The 17,947-nt window shown below is 67.8% G+C and carries 18 protein-coding genes and 1 pseudogene; 5 read left to right on the top strand and 14 right to left on the bottom strand.

Translation table 11 applies throughout. From position 1 onward, the window contains the following. Positions 1-106: 106 nt before the first annotated feature. The 4 genes from Q0D57_RS05660 to mobF form a co-directional block, all read right to left on the bottom strand. Positions 107-874 carry an ImmA/IrrE family metallo-endopeptidase gene (locus Q0D57_RS05660; RefSeq protein ID WP_291039641.1) on the bottom strand — a complete coding sequence of 256 codons (768 nt, stop codon included), beginning with the start codon at positions 872-874 and terminating at the stop codon, positions 107-109. A gap of 7 nt (positions 875-881) precedes the next feature. Continuing rightward, a complete protein-coding gene (locus Q0D57_RS05655) occupies positions 882-1,547 on the bottom strand; it encodes a helix-turn-helix domain-containing protein (protein WP_090586855.1) in 666 nt (221 codons plus the stop codon). Next, positions 1,540-2,079: a sigma-70 family RNA polymerase sigma factor gene (locus tag Q0D57_RS05650; RefSeq protein WP_291039638.1), complete on the bottom strand. Its 540-nt coding sequence runs from the start codon at positions 2,077-2,079 to the stop codon at positions 1,540-1,542. Before Q0D57_RS05650 ends, Q0D57_RS05655 begins: the two co-directional genes overlap by 8 nt. A 216-nt stretch (positions 2,080-2,295) precedes the next feature. Continuing rightward, entirely contained in the window at positions 2,296-5,835 is a 3,540-nt protein-coding gene (mobF, locus tag Q0D57_RS05645) for a MobF family relaxase (RefSeq protein ID WP_090586999.1), read from the bottom strand. A 246-nt stretch (positions 5,836-6,081) separates the two neighbouring features. Here mobF and Q0D57_RS05640 point away from each other — a divergent pair, with 246 nt between their 5' ends. Next, positions 6,082-6,465 (top strand): DNA cytosine methyltransferase, encoded by a 384-nt coding sequence (locus tag Q0D57_RS05640; protein ID WP_245702829.1) that lies wholly within the window; start codon positions 6,082-6,084, stop codon positions 6,463-6,465. 126 nt (positions 6,466-6,591) lie between these two features. Here Q0D57_RS05640 and Q0D57_RS05635 read toward each other — a convergent pair whose 3' ends face one another. The 9 genes from Q0D57_RS05635 to Q0D57_RS05595 all read right to left on the bottom strand — a co-directional run bounded on the left by Q0D57_RS05635 (position 6,592) and on the right by Q0D57_RS05595 (position 14,729). Beyond that, positions 6,592-6,912, bottom strand: a complete 321-nt coding sequence (locus Q0D57_RS05635) for a hypothetical protein (RefSeq protein WP_090586853.1) — start codon at positions 6,910-6,912, stop codon at positions 6,592-6,594. 527 nt (positions 6,913-7,439) lie between these two features. Beyond that, entirely contained in the window at positions 7,440-8,357 is a 918-nt protein-coding gene (locus tag Q0D57_RS05630; protein WP_090586852.1) for a carbohydrate ABC transporter permease, read from the bottom strand. An 8-nt stretch (positions 8,358-8,365) separates the two neighbouring features. After that, positions 8,366-9,346: a sugar ABC transporter permease gene (locus Q0D57_RS05625; RefSeq protein ID WP_062637302.1), complete on the bottom strand. Its 981-nt coding sequence runs from the start codon at positions 9,344-9,346 to the stop codon at positions 8,366-8,368. A gap of 7 nt (positions 9,347-9,353) precedes the next feature. Next, the gene (locus Q0D57_RS05620) at positions 9,354-10,259 is read right to left on the bottom strand and encodes a phosphodiesterase (protein WP_127481851.1); all 906 of its coding nucleotides are present in this window, start codon (positions 10,257-10,259) and stop codon (positions 9,354-9,356) included. An 18-nt stretch (positions 10,260-10,277) separates the two neighbouring features. Beyond that, entirely contained in the window at positions 10,278-11,108 is an 831-nt protein-coding gene (locus Q0D57_RS05615) for a tyrosine-protein phosphatase (protein WP_005052798.1), read from the bottom strand. Then, positions 11,105-12,457, bottom strand: a complete 1,353-nt coding sequence (locus Q0D57_RS05610; protein WP_127481850.1) for an extracellular solute-binding protein — start codon at positions 12,455-12,457, stop codon at positions 11,105-11,107. The genes Q0D57_RS05615 and Q0D57_RS05610 overlap by 4 nt, the downstream gene beginning before the upstream one ends. A gap of 50 nt (positions 12,458-12,507) precedes the next feature. Further along, positions 12,508-13,647: an ABC transporter ATP-binding protein gene (locus Q0D57_RS05605; RefSeq protein WP_062637296.1), complete on the bottom strand. Its 1,140-nt coding sequence runs from the start codon at positions 13,645-13,647 to the stop codon at positions 12,508-12,510. Between the two features lie 102 nt (positions 13,648-13,749). Beyond that, entirely contained in the window at positions 13,750-14,340 is a 591-nt protein-coding gene (locus Q0D57_RS05600; protein WP_005052796.1) for an SIS domain-containing protein, read from the bottom strand. Next, on the bottom strand, positions 14,256-14,729 hold the full coding sequence (locus Q0D57_RS05595; protein ID WP_164743636.1) for a MurR/RpiR family transcriptional regulator: 474 nt from the start codon (positions 14,727-14,729) through the stop codon (positions 14,256-14,258). Before Q0D57_RS05595 ends, Q0D57_RS05600 begins: the two co-directional genes overlap by 85 nt. A 60-nt stretch (positions 14,730-14,789) precedes the next feature. Between Q0D57_RS05595 and Q0D57_RS05590 the strand changes: the two genes are divergently transcribed. Next, positions 14,790-15,140, top strand: coding sequence for a hypothetical protein (locus Q0D57_RS05590; RefSeq protein ID WP_005052795.1), 351 nt, complete (start codon positions 14,790-14,792; stop codon positions 15,138-15,140). A 116-nt stretch (positions 15,141-15,256) separates the two neighbouring features. On the opposite strand, the gene Q0D57_RS05585 is transcribed toward Q0D57_RS05590, so the two are convergent. Continuing rightward, entirely contained in the window at positions 15,257-15,466 is a 210-nt protein-coding gene (locus Q0D57_RS05585) for a hypothetical protein (RefSeq protein WP_045245741.1), read from the bottom strand. A 302-nt stretch (positions 15,467-15,768) separates the two neighbouring features. On the opposite strand from Q0D57_RS05585, the gene Q0D57_RS05580 reads away from it, so the two are divergent. From Q0D57_RS05580 to Q0D57_RS05570, 3 genes and pseudogenes are all read left to right on the top strand, one after another. Further along, complete coding sequence (locus tag Q0D57_RS05580; RefSeq protein ID WP_231729493.1) at positions 15,769-17,088, top strand: ISL3 family transposase; 1,320 nt, start codon at positions 15,769-15,771, stop codon at positions 17,086-17,088. Continuing rightward, positions 17,027-17,242 (top strand): annotated as a pseudogene (locus tag Q0D57_RS05575) (DNA cytosine methyltransferase); the annotation flags it as partial. The gene Q0D57_RS05580 and the pseudogene Q0D57_RS05575, both read left to right, overlap by 62 nt. A 43-nt stretch (positions 17,243-17,285) precedes the next feature. Further along, the gene (locus tag Q0D57_RS05570) at positions 17,286-17,780 is read left to right on the top strand and encodes a hypothetical protein (protein WP_090587747.1); all 495 of its coding nucleotides are present in this window, start codon (positions 17,286-17,288) and stop codon (positions 17,778-17,780) included. The last annotated feature ends 167 nt before the right edge of the window (positions 17,781-17,947 follow it).

Here is a 17,947-nt window from a genome sequence, read left to right as displayed (position 1 = left end):
CCCGTCGGCCTCGGCAACATCCCATCGATCAGAGACCACTGAGCATCCGTAAGCAACCGAAACCGCGTCACCGCTCCAGCGTCTCAACCGATCCCCTCAACCTTTGTCAGACACGCCCTAGGTCGCAGAACACGACGATGGCGCGCTTGTCGTCGCTGACGGCGTCGACGTAGAAGTCTGCTTGGGTACCCCAAGGGGTCCGCCAGGCTAGGCGTCGAGCAGTCGATGCTCCTGGTGTCAGGTTGAGCAGCGGGTGGCCTTCGGTGAGCTTCTGGTCTCGCCAAGGGAAGACGGTGGGCCAGCCTTGCTCGGGGTCGGGCTTGACGCTGGCGTGCGTGACGGTGCCGGTGTAGCGGTCGATGATGGCGATCGCCCCCAGGCCGGGCAGGTGCTTGGCGAGAGCGATCGCGCACACTGGTCGGCTTGCCTGAGTAGCGTTATAGAGGTCGATCAGGTGCTGTGCTCTGATCGGGCCGCTAGCAATGACCGCTGTTGCCGCGGACTCGGGTAGAAGCAAGCGTTGAGCGATCTGGTCGCAGACCGTTTCGAGAAGGCGACCAGGCTCGTCCTGGTCGGCGATCCAGTCATAGATGTCTGGAGCCCTCTCGGCGAGCCAGTGCCCGAGTTCGTGGGCGAGTGTGAAGTTCTCGCGCCGACTCCACGGCGTGGGTGCGTAAAGGATCACCCCGTCTTGGAGGAACGACACGCCATCACATGCGCCACCGTCGTCACGGGAACTGGCAAGGTGTTCGACAGCGCTGACGGTCAGGTCGAGGTCGGTGCGGAGGACGCTAGTCGGGTTCCCTGCGAAGCGGGCTCGCACATCATCCGTCAGCAGGGACAGTGCCTGATCAACACAACCTTCCAGGTTCATACGCCTCTTACCCTCGGTCGGCTTGTTCGACAGAGGCAACAAGGGCGTCGAGCGAACGCAACAGTTGCTCTGTGTCGGGGTGCTCCCCGCGGTGCACGGTCGCAAGCATCCGGCTTTCGAGCGTCGCCGTAGCCACGGCGCGTGACACTCGGCGGGCCTGCGACCAGCGGTCAACGAGTTGTGCGAACAGAGGATGCGCGCGTACCGCGCCTACATGATCGGGCAGAGAAGACACCGATGGGGCCGAGATCAGGTCGTCTACCGGTGCTCCGAAGATTTCAGCGATTGCCTGAACCACGGCGGGAGATACATCCGTCGCTGTACGAGTCTCCCACCTGAACACGTCGCTCTTGTCGAACTCCCACCCCCGCTCACGCAGGCGTGCGGCAACGTCGCTCACGCTCAGTCGCGCACGCTTTCTTACGCGAGACAATGCAGCGGAGTCGAGACGACATTCGCTGTCAGGGAGCAGGCCGAGCATTGCTGCCACGGGGTCGTCTTCGAGCGCGGGCGCACCTTGGGCCGCAAGCCAGAGTGCGTCCGCAGTCTCAACGATGCCAGCGAGTTCTGTGCGCTCTCGATCGGTCAACTCAGCGTCACGCAGGATCAGTTCGCGCTCTTGCGGTCGTTCGAGCAGCTCGGCGACAAGCCTGTCGCGTTCATCGTTATTCATTGATCCCTTCCTCCCTTCTGCGCATTTCCTCTCGAAGGAGTGCTAGTGATCGTGTCGTCATCTGGCTCACACGTGCCGGAGTCACGCTCAGTTCCATAGCCACTTCGGATCGCGGCCGTCCCAACGCCGTGGTCTCCCACACCGCCTTTCGATGGCGTTCGTCCAGTACCGAGAGACAGTCCCACGCGTGGCCAGCCCTTTCCTGTTGGTCAATGGCGTCAGCTACGTCTTCCCCGAGGTCGGAATCGTCGGCGCGATCATGGCTGGCCTCGACGAACTCGGGTCCGGCGTGCCGTACCTCGGCTGATCGGATTCGATCCAGTGCCTTTCGCTTCGCCGCGGTGACTAGGAATGCTTCCCAGTTCCGCACATTCTCCGGTGGCGAAGCCATGATTGAGACGATCGCGTCGTGCACCGCGTCGTCCGCCTCAGACGCACGACCGGCCTCGCGCAGCACTGAGGCCGCAACCTTGTGCATAGCGTCTCGATGACGGAGGTAGAGAGCACCGAGATCTGGCGGCATGTAGCTCATCGCTGCCGCCTCGGCCACTCGTCCCAGCGCCGGCACCATCGAGGCTGTCTCATCATCGGCCCCGTCCTCCTCACCTCGTAGTCGAGATAGCACCTGGCGCAGTTAGGCCACTCTGATGGGGACCGGGCTGCCCACTGACGATTGTCTCGCTTGGAGTCGAGTATGTGGCGTATCCACACGTGTCGGAGCGTGCCTGCGGCTCGGGTAGGGGTCGCATTACAGGCTCCGGGTGGGGGCAGCTTGCTCGACCGGTCGTCGCTCTGCGTCTCTCGGGCGCTGCCGAGCGATGTCACGTGCCCGTATGAGCGCACTTCTGGCGCGGGCGGCGTCGATCTTCTGCGCCGCGTTCTCCGGTGCCGAGCCGAGGGGTGTGTCGTCGGTTATGCCGTACCGGTCGCGGTAGGCGGCGACGGTGCGGGCGTGGCGTCGCCACGCCGCCGTCTTGCGCGGGTCGCGCGGCGGGTCACCGAGTGGCCGCGTCCAGGCTTCTCCGGCGTCGCGTGCGGTGTCGAGCACAGCGTCGGCGCGGGTCTCGATCAGCTCCCGCCGTTCATCGAGGGCCTGCCGCATATCGTCGGTCATCGGGCCGTCCGCGGACGGGATCAGTCCGGCGATCAGCCGTGGCGCCTTGCGGGTGCGACCCGAGCCCGCTGGGCGTGCGGTGGCACGAGCCACCCGGTAGTGCAGGACGAAGGCGATGTCGTCGGCATCGGTGAACCCGCGTGCGGCCACCAATCGCGGGAACAAGGTGTCGAGGTCGTGGTGGTTGGCCTCGGCGCGGCGCAGCTCGGCGGTGAGTGCTCCGAACGCCTCGGACTCGATCGCGGTGTCGGCTTGCTCGGCGGTGAGGCCGGAAGCACGGATGAGAGTGGCCCAGCGGTCGTGTTGGGCTGCGGCAGCGATGGTCTCGTACTCGGCGGCAAGCTGAGCGATCGACCCCCACTGCTCGTGTTCGGCGGTGATGGTCTCGTGCGCGGACAGCTCGGCACCGACGTGCTGGAGCACACCGAACAGCACCGACAGGCCGGTGGCGTCGGGGGTGTCGCCGGGATGCGGGTGGGCGTGCTCGTCGGGCCGGTCGAGGATCACGTAGGCGCGGTTGGAGTGCTTGCCGCGGGTCATCGCGACGTAGAAGTTCTCCCGCGTGGTCGTCGGCTCCACCAGCACATGCGCGGTGTCAACGGTGACGCCTTGCGCCCTGTGCGCCGTGACCGCGTAACCCAGATCTGCGTGATCGGCCACATAGGAGGCGGGGAGGACGATGGAGCCGCCGAACCGGCGGCCGGTCTTGCGGATCGTAACCGAGCCGTCGTCGCGAACGTCCTTGATGGTCCAGGTGTCGCCGTTACGGACCCAGTCCTTGCCGTTGCGCAGGCGCCGGTCGTTGCGGCGGGTGATGATCGTGTCCCCGACCCCAGCAGTGACGCCGTCTGTGAGTTCTACCTCCCGGCCTGGTGTCAGGGTGCCGTCGAGGATCAGATCAGCACGGGCGCGCTGGTTCAGAGTGGTCACGTCGTTGCGGGTCTCAGCGACCAGCACCGACACCAAGCCTTGGTTCCGGTCGGTGCGCCAGGCGGCGTAGGCGGCGTCGGTCATCGCCTCGGCGTCGCCGTCGCGGATGCGGTCGTGGTCGAGGTAGGTGTCGACCACCTCGGTGCGACCGTGCCGCAACGCGAGCGAGGCGGTCTTCTCCCAGGCGTTGGTGAAGCGGTGGACGTCGACCAGCTCGGGCGCATCGTCCCGGTCACTCACGAGCAGGTTGAACGCGCCGCCGGCGTCCACGGATTGGAGTTGGGCGAAGTCACCTACCAGCAGCACCTTCGCCCCCGCCCGATCGGCCAGGTGGGTGATGCGGTCCAGGGACAGGGTTCCGGCCAGGGAGGCTTCGTCGATGATGACGAGCTGACCGGCCTCGAAGGTCGTACCGTGGACGAGGTAGTTCTGCCACCACTTGGCGGTGTTCTCGGTTTGGATGCCCAGGTCGTCGGCGAGGACCTGCGCGGCCACTGCGGACGGTGCTAGGCCGACCACCGAGCCCTTGCCGTGATCGGTCTCCCACGCCCGGCGCAGGGCATTCATCGCGGTGGTCTTACCCGCACCTGCCGGGCCGACCAGCACATCAAGAACGCGGCCGGAGACCGCGATCTTCATGAGCGCGTCGGCCTGATCCTCGCCGAGCATCCGCCCCTCACGATCAGGCTTCGTGGTGACCTTCTCGACCGTCGCCAGCGGGACGGTCGGTCCGGTCGTGGTGCGGGAGCGGTCGAGCAGACGGTCCTCAGCCTCCAGCAGCAGCTCGGAGGAGAACACGGTCGAGTGCTTCGGGCGGAACACGCTCGTGCCATCCACCCTCCGGAACGCGGCCGGGCTCGTGGCGAGGTCGGGCGGCGTCAGCCGCAGCGAGGCTTGCTCGGCGGCGTCGGCGATCATCGCGACGACCGCTTCGCGGTCTCGCATGGTGGCGAAGCGCCAGCCCATCGTCTGCCGGGACGCCTCTGCCATCAGGTTCCACCGCCGCCACGTGGACCGCTTCTCACCCACCACCCCGACCACCGACTCGCCGAGTTCGCCGATTGCATCCAGGGGCACGTCATCGGCTCGCAGCAGCAGCGGCTTGTCGTTGTCGGTCGCGTCACGTGCCCATTTGGTGGCGTCGTGGCCGAGCACTCCGGTGGCGCGGGTGCGCCAGTCGGCAGTGAGGTCGGCCAGCGACCGCACTTCCTTCTCCGGGCGTGTGGCGAGGGTGGCTTGGGCGCGGAGCTTGATGATCGTGGCTGTGGAGGGTTGGCGGCCGTTCTTGGCGACGTACTCGGCGATGAGTCTGTTCTTCTCGGCGTCGATGTGCCGAGCACGGGTGGAGAACTCGGCTACCAGCTCCTCCGGGACGGTGCTGATCGCCCATGCCGGGTTGCGGTCACGGCCCATGTCGCGGGCTTCCCACTCGACGCCGAAGGTGCGGGTCATGTGGTCGGCGAACACTGCCTCGTGCAGCTCCGACAGGGCGACCACGGCGGCGTGCATCGGCCGGCCATCCAGACTGCGCCATTTGCCGTCGAAGGCGGTCTGGACCTTGTTGCTGATGACGACGTGGGTGTGCAGATGGGGGTCGCCGGCGCGGGAGTCGAAGTGATCGAACGCCGTGGCGACCAGGCCGGTGACATCGACCTGTGCAACGGCTCCGTCACCGGCGGTTGCGCCAGAGCGGGTGGCTGCAACCTCGCGCTCCATGAACGCGACCACCTCCGCAACCGCCGCATGATGCGCCTGACCGATGAGCGCCTGCGTCCCTGCGTCGGCGACCGCCCACAACGCCGACGCGGACTTCGGGACCGAGAAAGTGAAGTCGAACCCCGCCACCGCCCGCCGCCTGCCGCGCTCGGCCTCCTCAGCCTCGATCCGAGCGACCGCCTCACCCTTCGCGCCCGGACTCAGGTCCGGGTCAAGGTCAGCGATCCGAGCCTCGATCCGCTCCGGCACCGACTTGTAGGCCGGGAACGCGCGACCGAGCGGGTCGCCGGTGATCGGATCACGGCCCATGCCCATCAAGAGCTGGAGCTGAGCCTCCGACACCCGATCACCCACCGCGAGCTCCCCCCTGCCGAGCGAGACGACGCCGGACCCCAGCCATCGGCCCGGTGGTGTTCCCGCCTCCGCGTAGTACCTCGTCAGCGGCGTCGAGAGGGCGCGGTCGCCGTCTGCGGCCGCGATCGTGCGCAGCAGGTACTTATAGCCATCACCCGCCGACATCACGCGCATCGAGACCGTCACCACGCCACCGCCTTTCGACGGTCAGGTGAGCGGGCGTTGACCGCGCGAACGCGCTGTCAACTTTGGTTGACGAACCTTGATCTGCAAGACGCGTGTGACCTCGAACAGGGCGCGAGCAGAGACCGGAGGCAGTGGCGCGACTCGCGGAGTCGATCAGGGCTCGGTGAGCGGCGGGTGTGTCGGAGCCGTGCACCTGACAGGTGACCAGCTCGGCATCAGCTCCGTGACGAGGCGATGCCGGAGACGACCGTCACCGGAGCAGACTTCATGCACGACCTTGACGCCAGCGGCGAACCACGACTCAGGATCGGGTCGCTGTTCAGCGGGTACGGTGGCCTCGACCTTGCCGTCGAGCACGTCTTCAACGCCAGGACCGTGTGGTTCTCAGAACTCAACGAGCCCGTCGCCCGCGTCTTCGCGCGACACTGGCCCGAGGCTCCGAACCTCGGCGACATCACGACCATCGACTGGAGTCACGTCGAACCCGTGGACATCCTCATTGGCGGGTTCCCGTGCCAAGACGTATCCGGCTCTTCGGACATTCGGTGGGGGTCATGGGGTGAGGGCATGTACCTGATGCCCGAGCCGACAGCCAACCGGACAGCTGTGTTGGTCTAACGCGGTGCCGTGCGATCGGTTCAATGCGAGTGCCCGCGCCTCCACAACAGTGGGCGGCGGCTTCAACTCAGAAGCGCGACCCCGAGCCCAGTCGCAGGCCCGCGCCATTGCGATGGGTGCGGCTCGTCAGTTGGCGCCGGGGAGTCCTCGGGCTAGCGGGGACTGCAGCGGTGTGAGATGCGGGATCGGGATCGGCTTCGAACGCGTCGAGGCGACCTTCCCGCTCCGCTGCGCCATGGCAGTCAGTCGAACGTCTTCGCGCGTCGCGTGATGGCTGGCTCGCAGACCCGGCCGCATCCAGATCGCCTCGTACCCGCCGCTCGCCGCGCGCTCCACGTAGGCGATCAAGCGCTCGGCGCTTGCTTCGTCGATGCCGGCGTCGCACAGCCGCCAGGCGCCCTGGCCGAGCGGCTCGAACACCAGCCTTTGTTGATCTGCGGTGATCATCAGTACCTCCAGATCAACAATGCGCTGACAGCCGTCGTCTGCATCCCCCCTTGACAACGACCCTGGCTAACGCACGTCCGGGCGCGCGACGAGGGAAGCCTGCACGTCGAATACGACGACGACGGTGCTCCGGAGCACGAGTACGCCGTACATGAGGTGACGCTAGTCCCGGTCCTTCTGCAGTGCTCCGTATATGAGTTGGTTCTCGACGGCGCATCCGATGAGCTCGCCGGACTCCCGAACGTTGAAGAGCGGGTCGGCGATTCGATCTACACCGACGCAGAGGACTACTACGTGACGGGACTGTGGGGCGACGATTGACTCGTGCGAGCGCGCGGTAGAAGCTTGGTCGGTCGTACGCGGCGCCAGCTTCGGCCAGCCATGGGAAGTCAACGAGTAGGGGCACGCTTGACGACGCCCGGAAGATCGCCCGCGACCTCCCGCTTGCGTTCGTCGCCCGCAAGGGGATCGGTGCAAGACGTCGCTGCTTTGGGTGGCTTGGTCAGTTCAGCCGTAGGGACGGTGCCTCACTTGAGTCCTGATCGCACGAAGGCGTCGACGACGTATCGCTGGAGGAACACGTAGATGAGCAGCACGGGCACGCAGGCGAGCCCGGCGGCGGCCATCGTCGCGCCCCAGTTGTTTCCCTCGGCGCTCAAGAAGCTGCGCACGCCGACCTGGATGAGTGCATCGCCCTGGCGCATGATGAGCGTCGGCCAGAGGTATTCGTTCCACGCCGAGATGAACGCCATGATCCCGAGCGCGGCGAGCGCCGGCTTCATGTTGGGCACGACGACGGTCCAGAGCGTGGCCCAGCTCGAGCGCCCGTCGAGGTGTGCGGCTTCGATCAGCTCGCGGGGGAAGGCGCGCATGTGCTGCACCATGAGCAGCACGGCGAAGGCTCCGGCGAGCTGGGGGATCACGACGCCCCCGACGGTGCCGAGCAGGCCCATCTGCGACACGAGCACATAGTTGGGGATCATCGTGACCTGGAACGGCACGAGCCACGACCCGATGAAGAGGAACATGAGCAGCTTGCGCCCGCGGAAGTCCCACATGGCGAACCCGTAGGCGGCGAGCACGGCGATGAGCAGCTGCGCCACGGCGAGCATGATCGACATCGCGAAGGTGTTCCACAGCATGTTGCCGATGGGGATGGTGTTCCACACGTAGGCGAAGTTCTCGAGGCTGAGCGGCCAGGGCAGCAGCGTCTGGTCGAGCGCGTTCTCGGGGGCGCGGAAGGCGGTGGCGAACATCCAGTACACGGGGAAGACACTGAACAGCGCGAGCATGATCAGCACGACGTGGCCGGCGATGGTGCCGAGGCGGGTGCGGGATGCCACGGCGACATCTTCCGCCGAAGCGGAAGCCGCCCGCACGCGAGCGCCCTTGTGCAGCACGGTGTCGGCGGCGAGCGCCGGCCCGGTGACGGTGACGAATGACATGGGTGGTCCTAGTTGTCGTAGAAGCTGAGCCGCTCCTGCAGCTCGAGGAAGATGAGTGCGATCACGCCGAACCCGACGAAGAAGATCACCCCGGCCGCCGACGAGATGCCCACGTCGAAGTTCTGGAACCCGAACTGGTACAGCAGGTAGTAGATGTTCGTGGTTGAGTTGGTGGGCCCGCCCTGGGTGAGCAGGTCGATGATCGGGTAGGTCCACTGCGCGGCGAGGAGGATCGTCATGAGCGACAGGAAGACCAGGGTCGGTGAGAGCAGCGGCAAGGTGATGCGTCCGAAGATGCGGCCGGCGCCGGCACCGTCGAGTGCGGCGGCTTGACCGTATTCGGGGCTGATGCCGGCGAAGCCGGCGGCGATCACGAGCACGCCGAAGCCCAGCATCTGCCACCCGACGATGACGATGACGGCCCAGATGGCGAGGTCGGGGTCGCGGAAGACGTTCGGCATGTCGACGCCGAAGTGCGCGAGCACGGTGGCGAATGCCCCCTGCTCGGCGAACAGCCACCGCCACACGGCGCTGGTGGCGACGGGGGTGATGAGGAACGGCACGAAGATCAGCGCCTGATAGAAGGTGCGCATTCGCCCCCGCACCTGCCGTGACATGACGGCGATCGCGATCGGCAGCACGAGCGAGAAGACGAAGAACGCGGCGATGTAGACGACGGTGTTCAGCAGCGCGGTGTGCAGCTCGGGCAGCGCCAGCACCTCGGCGTAGTTCGACCCGCCGACGAACGTCTTGGGGCTTGTGGGCAGCAGGTTCCAGTCGTAGAACGACAGGCCGAACGTCTGGGCGAGGGGACTGTAGGTCCAGAGGATGAGGAACGCGGTGCCCGGCAGCACATACAGGTAGGGCAGCAGGCTCTGGGGCCGAAAGCGCGAGCGGCGCACGACGGGCGCGGATGCCTCGGCCGGAGCCGCGCCCGCTCCCTCGGCCGGCGCAGCGGCGGCCGAGGGAGCGGAGACGGTGACGAACATGGGCTGACTACTCTCCCGCCGACGCGTTGACGGCGGCGAGCTGCTCGTCGGGGGTCATGTTCATGAACGCCTCGAGCATCTCGGGAGTCATCTCGTAGACGGTCGGGAACTGCCCGATCGGCACGACGGAGTGCAGCACCCGGTCGCCGTAGACGTGCACGAGGTTGTAGGACTGGCCGCCGTCCTGGCCGCGGGCACCGGGGTAGGCGACGGCGAGGTCCTGCGTGTAGCAGGTCGCCGACGCGACCGACACGGGCACGCCCGCGAACGTGCTGGTGGTCGAGTAGTGCAGGTGACCGCCCAGGATGCCGCGCACGTCGGTGCCCCGGATGACCTCGGCGAGGCGCTCCTGGTCGCGCAGCTCGAACAGGGCGATGAGCCCGAGCGGGCTCGGCACGGGCGGGTGGTGCAGCGCGATGAGGGTGCCGTCGGGCGCGGGGACTTCGAGCTCGCGGCGCAGCCACGCCAACTGCTCGTCGCTGATCTCGCCGTGGTGCTGCCCGGGCACCGTCGAGTCGAGCGCGATGATGCGCAGACCGTTGACGTCGTAGACGCGGTCGACGGGCTCGGACTGGTCGGCCTCCTCGTCGAGCAGGCCGCGGCGGAACGCGACGCGCTCGTCGTGATTGCCCATCACCCAGATCACCTGGGCACCGAGCTTCTCGGCGGCGGGCTCGACGATGGCCCGCAGGCGCTCGTAGGCGTCGGGGCGGCCGGTGTCGGCGAGGTCGCCGGTGAACACGATCGCTTCGGGGCGGGCGTTGGCCTTGGTGAAGCCGTCGAACAGCTCTGCGAGGTTCTTGTCACTGTCGATGCGCTCGTGCAGCAGGTCGCCGTCGCCCACGAAGTGGGTGTCAGAGACATGCAGGATGAAGTGCTCGGGAGCGGGATGCTGGCTCGCGATGTGCGACATGGTGTGTGTTCCTTCCGATCAGACCGCGGTGGCGGCGGGGTCGATGATCACGGCGGTGAGACGCTCGAGCTCGGTGGGGGTGAGTCCGTGGGCGAGGAGGTAGGCGCTGATCGACCCGTGCTCGCGGTCGATGCGCTCGAGCAGCGCCTCGAGCACCTCGGCGGGGCTCTCGGTGATGAGTTCGACCATTCCCGCGGTCAGTTCGATGCCGCGCTGTTCGAAGACGGCGGTCATCGCGTCTGACCACTCGCCGCGCAGGTTCTCGGCGGTGGCGGCGTAGTCGGCCACGACGTCGTCGCGGTCGACCCCGGCGGCGGCGAGCGCGAAGGCCACGACGAGACCGGTGCGGTCTTTGCCGGCGGTGCAGTGCACGAGCACCGCGTCGTCGTCGTCAGCCGCGATGATCACCCGGATCGCGTCGACCAGCTGCGCCCCGCGCTCGTCGACGATGTGGTCGTAGACGGGCACGAGTCCGACGTGCGTGGTGGCCTGCGCGGCCGGGTCGGCGTCGTCGAACACGGGCAGGTGGTGCACGGTGACCTCGAGCCCGTCGACCGCGCTCGGCGCTGTGGCGCGCTCGTCGCCGCCGCGCAGGTCGATGATGTGGGCGACGCCGATCTCGGCCAGCCGGTCGCGACCGGTCGCGTCGATGCGGTGCAGAGCATCTGACCGCAGCAGCTTGCCCCACCGGCTGGTGCCGCCGGCTGCACGGTAGCCGCCGGTGTCGCGCAGGTTGTAGAGGCCGGCCACGGCGTGGCGACGCTCACGAGGCGCCGCGGTCGCGGCATCCGGCGACGAAGCGGCCGCGGCATCCGTCGCCGAAGGCGTCAGGTCGAGGTCGATGGTCATTCGATCAGCCCCTGCGCGCGCTCGGCGGCCTCGGTCATAGTGGCGGCCGGGTCGGCGCCGTAGAAGACCGCGTCTTCGATGGCGGTGGCGAGCACCTGGTCGACCTGGGCGTAGCTGTCGCCGGGGTACGACACCCACGGCTCGAGCGCGTCGAGCTGCTCGAGGTTGGGCTTCACGAGCGGGTTGGCTTCGACCCAGTCATAGAGCGGTCCGCCCTCGTCGGCCATGCTGCTGCGCAGCGGTAGGTACCCGATCTGGGTCGAGATGATCTCGTAGGCGCGGGGGCTGGTCATGAACTGCATGAGCTCCCACGCGGCGGCCTGCTTGGCGGGGTCGGTGGCGAACATCGCGAGGAACGAGCCCGAGTTGGTGGGCACGACCGCCTGGTCTCCGAACGCGGGCAGGGTGTGAGCGTCGAGGGTCCAGCCACCGGCCTCGGCGCCCATCATGAACGCGCCCTGCACGGCCGAGCTGTTGACGTGGATCGCGGTCTTCCCCTGCGCGAACGCCTCGTACTGGCTGGTGAAGTCCTCGTTGGTGAGCACGCCGTCCTCGTACATCTCGGTGAAGGTCGCGACCGTATCGATCGCGGCGTCCGAGCCGAACTCGATCGTCGTGCGGTCATCGCTCAGCACCTGGGCGCCGTTCGAGAGGAAGAGGCCCTGCATGCACCAGCTGCCGCCGGTGATCACGCACGACACGCTCATCGAGGGGGCACCGGTGGACTCGGTGATCTGCGCGGCGGCGTCGGCGACAGCATCCCACGTCGACAGATCGACGGTCTCGGGGTCGAGGCCTGCGGCGGTGAACTGGTCTTCGTTGATCCACAGGATGGGAGTCGAGAAGACGTAGGGCAGGCCGTAGGTGGCGTCGTCCCAGTCGGCGAGCACGGCGGCGCGCTCGTGGTAGGGGTAGTCGCCCCCGAACTGATCGGCGAGGCCCTCGTCGCCCACGAGGGTGCTGAGGTTCTGTGCGCCGAGGGTGGTGGCGGCGAAGTCGAGCTCGTTGAAGGTCAGCTGCGCGATGTCGGGCGCTTGCCCGGCGAGCAGCTGCTGCTGCACGCTCGCGGCGGTGCTGGTCGACGGGCTGGGCTGGCCGACGACGGTAATGTTCGGGTTCTCGTCCATGAACTCGTCCAGCAGCTGGTTGATGGCATCCGAAAAGGTGCCGACGTTCGCGAGGTTGTACGACTCGAAGACGATCTCGACCTGCTGGTCGTCGGTCAGCTCGGTGAGCGAGCCGGATGCCGCGGGCGCGCTGCCTGCGGCAGAGCCGGCGCATCCGGCGAGGGCGGCGGCGCCGACGATCGCCGCGGTGGCGAAGACGGCGCGACGGGCACGGGTGTTCATGATTTCTCCTGGGTAGGGGTGAGGGGCAGAACGAAGGGAGGGAAGGCGGCTCAGGCGGTGACGAGCTCGTGCGCGGCCGGGTCGGCCACGGGTGCATCGGCGACCCACTCGAGCCGGCGGCCCGAGGCCCGGTCGAACAGGTGCACGTTCTCGGGCGCGGCGGTGAGCACGATGTCGTCGCCGGGGGTGGCGATGACCTCGCGCGAGGTGCGCACGTAGACCTCGCGCCCGGCGACGAGGCACGTGACGATCTGCTCACCGCCGAGGTTCTCGACCAGGTCGATGCGGCCGGCGATGCGCACGCCCCGGGTGTCGGATGCCGCGTGCGCAGACGCGATCGTGAGCTTCTCGGGCCGCACGCCGAGCACGACATCGAGGTCGGGCACGTCTCCCGGCCACAGGCCGCCGGCGATGCCGTCGGCGGTGACGGCGATGCTGCCGTCGATCGTGACGATGCGGGCGTCGACGAGGTTCATGGCCGGGCTGCCGAGGAAGCCGGCGACGAACACCGACTCGGGCCGGTCGTACACCTGCTCGGGGGTGCCGTACTGCTCGATGCGGCCGGCGTTGAGCACCACGATTTTCGTCGCCATGGTCATGGCTTCGACCTGGTCGTGGGTGACGTAGACGAACGTGGCGCCGAGGCGCCGGTGCAGGGCGGTGAGCTCGTGGCGGGTCTGGGTGCGCAGCTTCGCGTCGAGGTTCGACAGCGGCTCGTCCATCAGGAACGCCTTGGGGTTGCGCACGAGGGCGCGGCCGACGGCGACGCGCTGGCGCTGCCCGCCCGAGAGCTCTTTGGGCTTGCGGTCGAGCAGGTGGCCGATCTCGAGGCTGTCGGCGACCTCCTGCACGCGGGTCGCGATCTCGGCGGCGCCGAGGCGCTGCGTCTTGAGCGGGAACGCGAGGTTCTTGCGCACGCTCAGGTGCGGGTAGAGCGCGTAGCTCTGGAAGACCATCGCGAGGTCGCGCTTCTTCGACGGGAGGTCGGTGATGTCGTCGCCGTCGAGGTGGATGCGGCCGGCCGTGGGCTCGAGCAGGCCGGCGATCATGCGCAGCAGGGTGGTCTTGCCGCAGCCCGAGGGGCCGAGCAAGACGACGAACCCGCCGTCTTCGATGATCAGGTCGATATCACTGACGGCGGCGGTGCTCTTGAAGGAGCGACCGACACCAGAGAGCTGGATCGTTCCCATGAGTCGCCTTCTGCAAGCGACCTGACGAACCGGGGCCTTCCCGCGAAATCCGCTTGCAGAGCTATTGCAATCGAGGAAAGTGAATTTCCTGCAAACGGAGTGTCAACGCCCATCGCCGTGGTCGATAACGTCTGGCACGTCGGATGCCTCGGCGTCGGAGCCGTCGTCGGCGACGATGTCGAGCACCTCTTCGCGCACCGCGAGGCGCGCGCGGTCGGCGGCGTCGCTCATGCGGTCGGCGACGGCGATCTGCAGGGCGTTGAGCACGAGCAGCTGTACGAGCCCGCTGCCGAGAATGCCTTGATCCCACGCCTGGAAGCGCGCACCGGCGACGAGCAGGTGGTCGGCGCGGGTGGTGAGCGGGGTACGGGCGAAGCTCGTGACCCCGATCACGGTGGCGCCGGCGTCGACGGCGGCGTCCGCAACCGCGAGGGTCACCGAGTTGGCGCCACTCGAGCTGACGATGAGGCACACATCACCGGGGGCGAGCACGCGGGCGGTGAGGTGGGCGACCACGCCGTCAGCGGGCGCTTCGCAGGGCCGGCCGTTGACGGCGAACGCGACGGCCGACGCCTGGGCGGCGGCGTGCGAGGCGCCGGTGCCCGAGATCAGCAGGCGCGGCGCGCGGGCGATGGCGTCGGCAGCGGCGTCGAACGCGACCGGGTCGATCGAGGCGAGCGCGGTCTGCAGCATCCCACCCGCCCCTCGGCCAGCCACCGCAGAAAGCCCTCGGTGCCGGCGGGTGCGTCGGGCGCGGCGGTGGCGTCGGCGGCGAGGTCACGCACGAGCAGCATGCGCAGGTGCTGAAAGCTGCGCAGCCCCAGCGCCTGGGCGGTGCGGCTGACGGTGGCCGGCGACGTGTTGGCGGCTTCGGCGAGGTCGGCGCCCGACATGTCGACCACGTCGTGGGGTCGCTCGGCGCAGATGCGGGCGACGCGCTGCGCGCTCGGTACGAGCGACGGCAGGATCGAGAGGATGTGGTCGATGGTTCCGCCGAGCGGCGGCTCGTTGAGGGGCGAGTTCATGTAGCCGGTGATCACCTTTCGGGTTCGCCGCACATCGTATGGGCGCAATGCGACCACGACCCCAACCATAGGTGAACGCAGCGTTCATCGCCTCCGCTATCCGCGAAAGGCAATTTCATGACCTCCCTGCGTCCGCTCGAGCTCCCGAACAGTGCCATGCCCGCAAGGAAGTCGGCCAAGGGTGACTCGACCGAAGACGCCCACCTCGAGCGCCGCGATGGCGCCTACGATGACCGTCCGTGCGAGCCAGAGCCACGTGATCTGTCGATCCCGGCGGTCAAGCGCTCGAACGTTCCGCACGTCGATGTTCCGCTGGCGGGGGCGCCGGGGCAGCAGACACCGGTAACCAACGACGCGAAGAAGCCTGCCACGACGATGACGCCCGCAGCGCGGAACCAGAGGGCGGGGGCGACGCGCGAAACTGATCCTGCTCATGGCCCGATCAGACCGATGGCCACTCAGACGTGAAAGGGGAGACATCGCGCCCGGGCCGAACCGTCGCACGCTGACGTCCCCTCACCGCGCAGTGCCCGCAAGGGGATGGTAGATGGGCGAGCAGTTCTGGGACTCTGGTCGACGATTCTTCAGCTCGCCTGTGGAAGTCCCTGGGACAACGCCTGTCGGATTCTCCAAACAGGAAAACCGCTGAGCTGCGCAATCAAGTCCACATCGAACTCGTGCTCGAAGTAGGCCACCCGCACCGCCCGGATGCGCGACGGATTGTCACCGAAAGCCAGTGTGAACTCGGTGGCGTAGCGCTCCCAGACGCTGAACTCATACCCCGGTGCCGTCACGATGCATTCACCTCATCCCGGGTGCAACTCTCAGGAGTGGTCGCGGTGCTAATGCGATGCTACGACACCCGTGTTAACGCCAGGACACAAGGAGATTCCGGGAAAGCTCGCTACGCACGGTGTGCACCGATACGGAGATGGCCCGCCCGGGGTGCATGGTTCACACCGGGGTGACCAAGGGAATTGGGGGCTCTTCGGACATGCGGTGGGGGTGAGGCTCGCCGGGTGATGGTCGGCGGGTAGGGGTCGAGGTCCCCGAGGATCAGTAGCGCCAACTGCTGATCCATCACGAGGACCTCGACGTGCTTCACCCTACTTCGGGGTGCGCTGACGCGCGCTCTGCCGCTGATCCGTGTTACCGCTGCGATCTGCTGGTCGGTCTCGACGGCGTCCATGTCGAGCACGTTGACCGCCGCGACGGGCTGCTGATCGTCACCGTTTCGACACCGGCGGCGCCGACCGGGTGCCCGTTGTGCGGGGTCGTGGCGATCGGTCGAGGGCGCCGCCGTCGAGTGTTGCATGACGTGCCGGGCGTGACGCGGGTGCGGATCGTCTGGCGGCAACGGGTCTGGCGATGCGGCGACGTGGGCTGTGCCAAGAAGACGTTCGTGGAGCAGCTTCCCTCGCTGGTCGCTCGGCGCGGGTCGCTCACAAGGCGAGCCGTCGACTGGGCGATCGGGCAGCTGCGCCGCGAGCACGCCACGATCGAAGGACTACGTCGTCAGCTCGGGACATCGTGGAAGACGGTGTGGCGGGCTGTTGAGCCTGAACTGGTGCGGTTGGCAGCCGACGAGTCCCGGTTCGAGAACGTGACCACGCTCGGCGTCGACGAGCACATCTGGCATCACGTCGACCACCGCAAGCGGGGCCCGAAGGAACTGACCGGCATGGTCGACCTCAGCCGCGACAGCACCGGGAAGACGCGGGCCAGGCTGCTCGACCTCGTGCCGGGCAGATCGGGGAAGGCATACGCGTCCTGGCTCAGCGAGCGGGGCGAAGCGTTCCGAAAGAACGTGAAGGTGGCGGCGCTGGACCCGTTCGCGGGCTACAAGACTGCGATCGATGACACGCTCGAAGACGCGGTCGCTGTGCTGGACGCGTTCCATGTCGTCAAGCTCGGCACCGCCGCCGTCGACGAGGTCCGCCGCCGCGTCCAGCAAGACACCCTCGGGCATCGCGGTCGGAAGGGCGACCCGCTCTACGGGATTCAGACCATCCTCCGTGCCGGGGCCGAGAACCTCACCGACAAGCAGCGGATCCGGCTGACCGCGGCAATCGAGGCCGATCCTGCGCACGACGAGGTGTTCGTCGCGTGGCAGTGCGCACAGCAGCTGCGCTCTGCCTACCACGCGAAGGACCTGACCGAGGGGCGGCGGATCGCCGAGAGGGTGGTCGACACGTTCCACACCTGCCCGATCCCCGAGATCGCCCGCCTCGGCCGCACCCTCCGCCGCTGGCGTTCAGCGTTCCTGGCGTACTTCACCACGAGCCGCGCGAACAACGGCGGCACCGAGGCGATCAACGGGATCATCGAGCTCCACCGCCGCCTCGCCCGCGGCTATCGCAACCGCGAGAACTACCGCCTCCGCATGCTCCTCACCGCCGGCGGACTCACCCCATGACCCCCCCACCGGATGTCCGAAGAGCCACGTATCCACCGTCGGCAAGCGCGCAGGCCTCGCACCCGGCACGCGTTCGGGGCTCTGGGCACACATGGCCGCAGCCATCGACGCGCTCCAGCCCGATTGGGTCGTCATCGAGAACGTCCGCGGGCTGCTGTCCTCACCCGCAACGCGGCCACCCGCACAAGGAGACGACCATGACGGACGCAACCCAGGCGATGCAACCCCCGACGGCGCAACCCTTCGCGGCATGGAACGCGACCCGTGGCATCTGGGAGACAACGCAACTCGACCTCTACGGGCTCTCGGCGCCGTTCTCGGCGATCTGGCCGACCTGCGGCTGGATGCGCGATGGATCGGCCTACCGGCTTCCCTTGTCGGCGCTCCTCACCAACGCTTCCGCATCTTCGCCCTCGCCCGGCGCACTGTTCCGCACCCCGCTGGCGACCGACTCATCGCGCGGCGGGGAGACCCTCGACCAGGTGCGAGCACGACGAGGGACGATCGCGCTGTCGCACCAGATCATCGACTTCGCGCTCCACGGACCGGCTGGCTCACCGAGCAGGAGAGCCGAGTCGGAGACGCTGTGGTCCCTGATCGACGGACTGTTCAGCGCTGGGGACGCTACGCCGGCGCCATCGCCCGGTGGGAACACATCACCGGACGGCCAGCGCCAGCGCCAGCCCTCCTGAACGACGCGGACGGCCCCCGCCCAGCACCCGCGTTCGTGGAGTGGCTCATGGGCTTGCCGATCAGCTGGGTAACCGACAGTGGCGAACTGACACAGAACCAGCAGGTCACCGCGCTCGGGAACGGGGTCCTGCCTCTCCAAGCGACGTCGGCGCTATCGATGTTGGTC

The sequence above is a fragment of the Herbiconiux sp. genome, assembly GCF_023264895.1.
Lineage (GTDB): Bacteria > Actinomycetota > Actinomycetes > Actinomycetales > Microbacteriaceae > Herbiconiux.
The sequence above is the reverse complement of the archived record's forward strand: the minus strand, read 5'-3'. Positions and strand labels throughout refer to the sequence as shown.

Bases quoted from the DNA above. Each gene is read 5' to 3' on its own strand.
- Q0D57_RS05605 (WP_062637296.1), bottom strand. From the start codon at position 13,647: ATGGGAACGATCCAGCTCTCTGGTGTCGGTCGCTCCTTCAAGAGCACC.
- Q0D57_RS05640 (WP_245702829.1), top strand. From the start codon at position 6,082: ATGCCGGAGACGACCGTCACCGGAGCAGACTTCATGCACGACCTTGAC.
- Q0D57_RS05620 (WP_127481851.1), bottom strand. From the start codon at position 10,259: ATGTCGCACATCGCGAGCCAGCATCCCGCTCCCGAGCACTTCATCCTG.
- Q0D57_RS05615 (WP_005052798.1), bottom strand. From the start codon at position 11,108: ATGACCATCGACCTCGACCTGACGCCTTCGGCGACGGATGCCGCGGCC.
- Q0D57_RS05650 (WP_291039638.1), bottom strand. From the start codon at position 2,079: ATGAGCTACATGCCGCCAGATCTCGGTGCTCTCTACCTCCGTCATCGA.
- Q0D57_RS05610 (WP_127481850.1), bottom strand. From the start codon at position 12,457: ATGAACACCCGTGCCCGTCGCGCCGTCTTCGCCACCGCGGCGATCGTC.
- Q0D57_RS05570 (WP_090587747.1), top strand. From the start codon at position 17,286: ATGACGGACGCAACCCAGGCGATGCAACCCCCGACGGCGCAACCCTTC.
- Q0D57_RS05635 (WP_090586853.1), bottom strand. From the start codon at position 6,912: ATGATCACCGCAGATCAACAAAGGCTGGTGTTCGAGCCGCTCGGCCAG.
- mobF (WP_090586999.1), bottom strand. From the start codon at position 5,835: ATGCGCGTGATGTCGGCGGGTGATGGCTATAAGTACCTGCTGCGCACG.
- Q0D57_RS05600 (WP_005052796.1), bottom strand. From the start codon at position 14,340: ATGCTGCAGACCGCGCTCGCCTCGATCGACCCGGTCGCGTTCGACGCC.
- Q0D57_RS05655 (WP_090586855.1), bottom strand. From the start codon at position 1,547: ATGAATAACGATGAACGCGACAGGCTTGTCGCCGAGCTGCTCGAACGA.
- Q0D57_RS05625 (WP_062637302.1), bottom strand. From the start codon at position 9,346: ATGTTCGTCACCGTCTCCGCTCCCTCGGCCGCCGCTGCGCCGGCCGAG.
- Q0D57_RS05590 (WP_005052795.1), top strand. From the start codon at position 14,790: ATGACCTCCCTGCGTCCGCTCGAGCTCCCGAACAGTGCCATGCCCGCA.
- Q0D57_RS05630 (WP_090586852.1), bottom strand. From the start codon at position 8,357: ATGTCATTCGTCACCGTCACCGGGCCGGCGCTCGCCGCCGACACCGTG.
- Q0D57_RS05660 (WP_291039641.1), bottom strand. From the start codon at position 874: ATGAACCTGGAAGGTTGTGTTGATCAGGCACTGTCCCTGCTGACGGAT.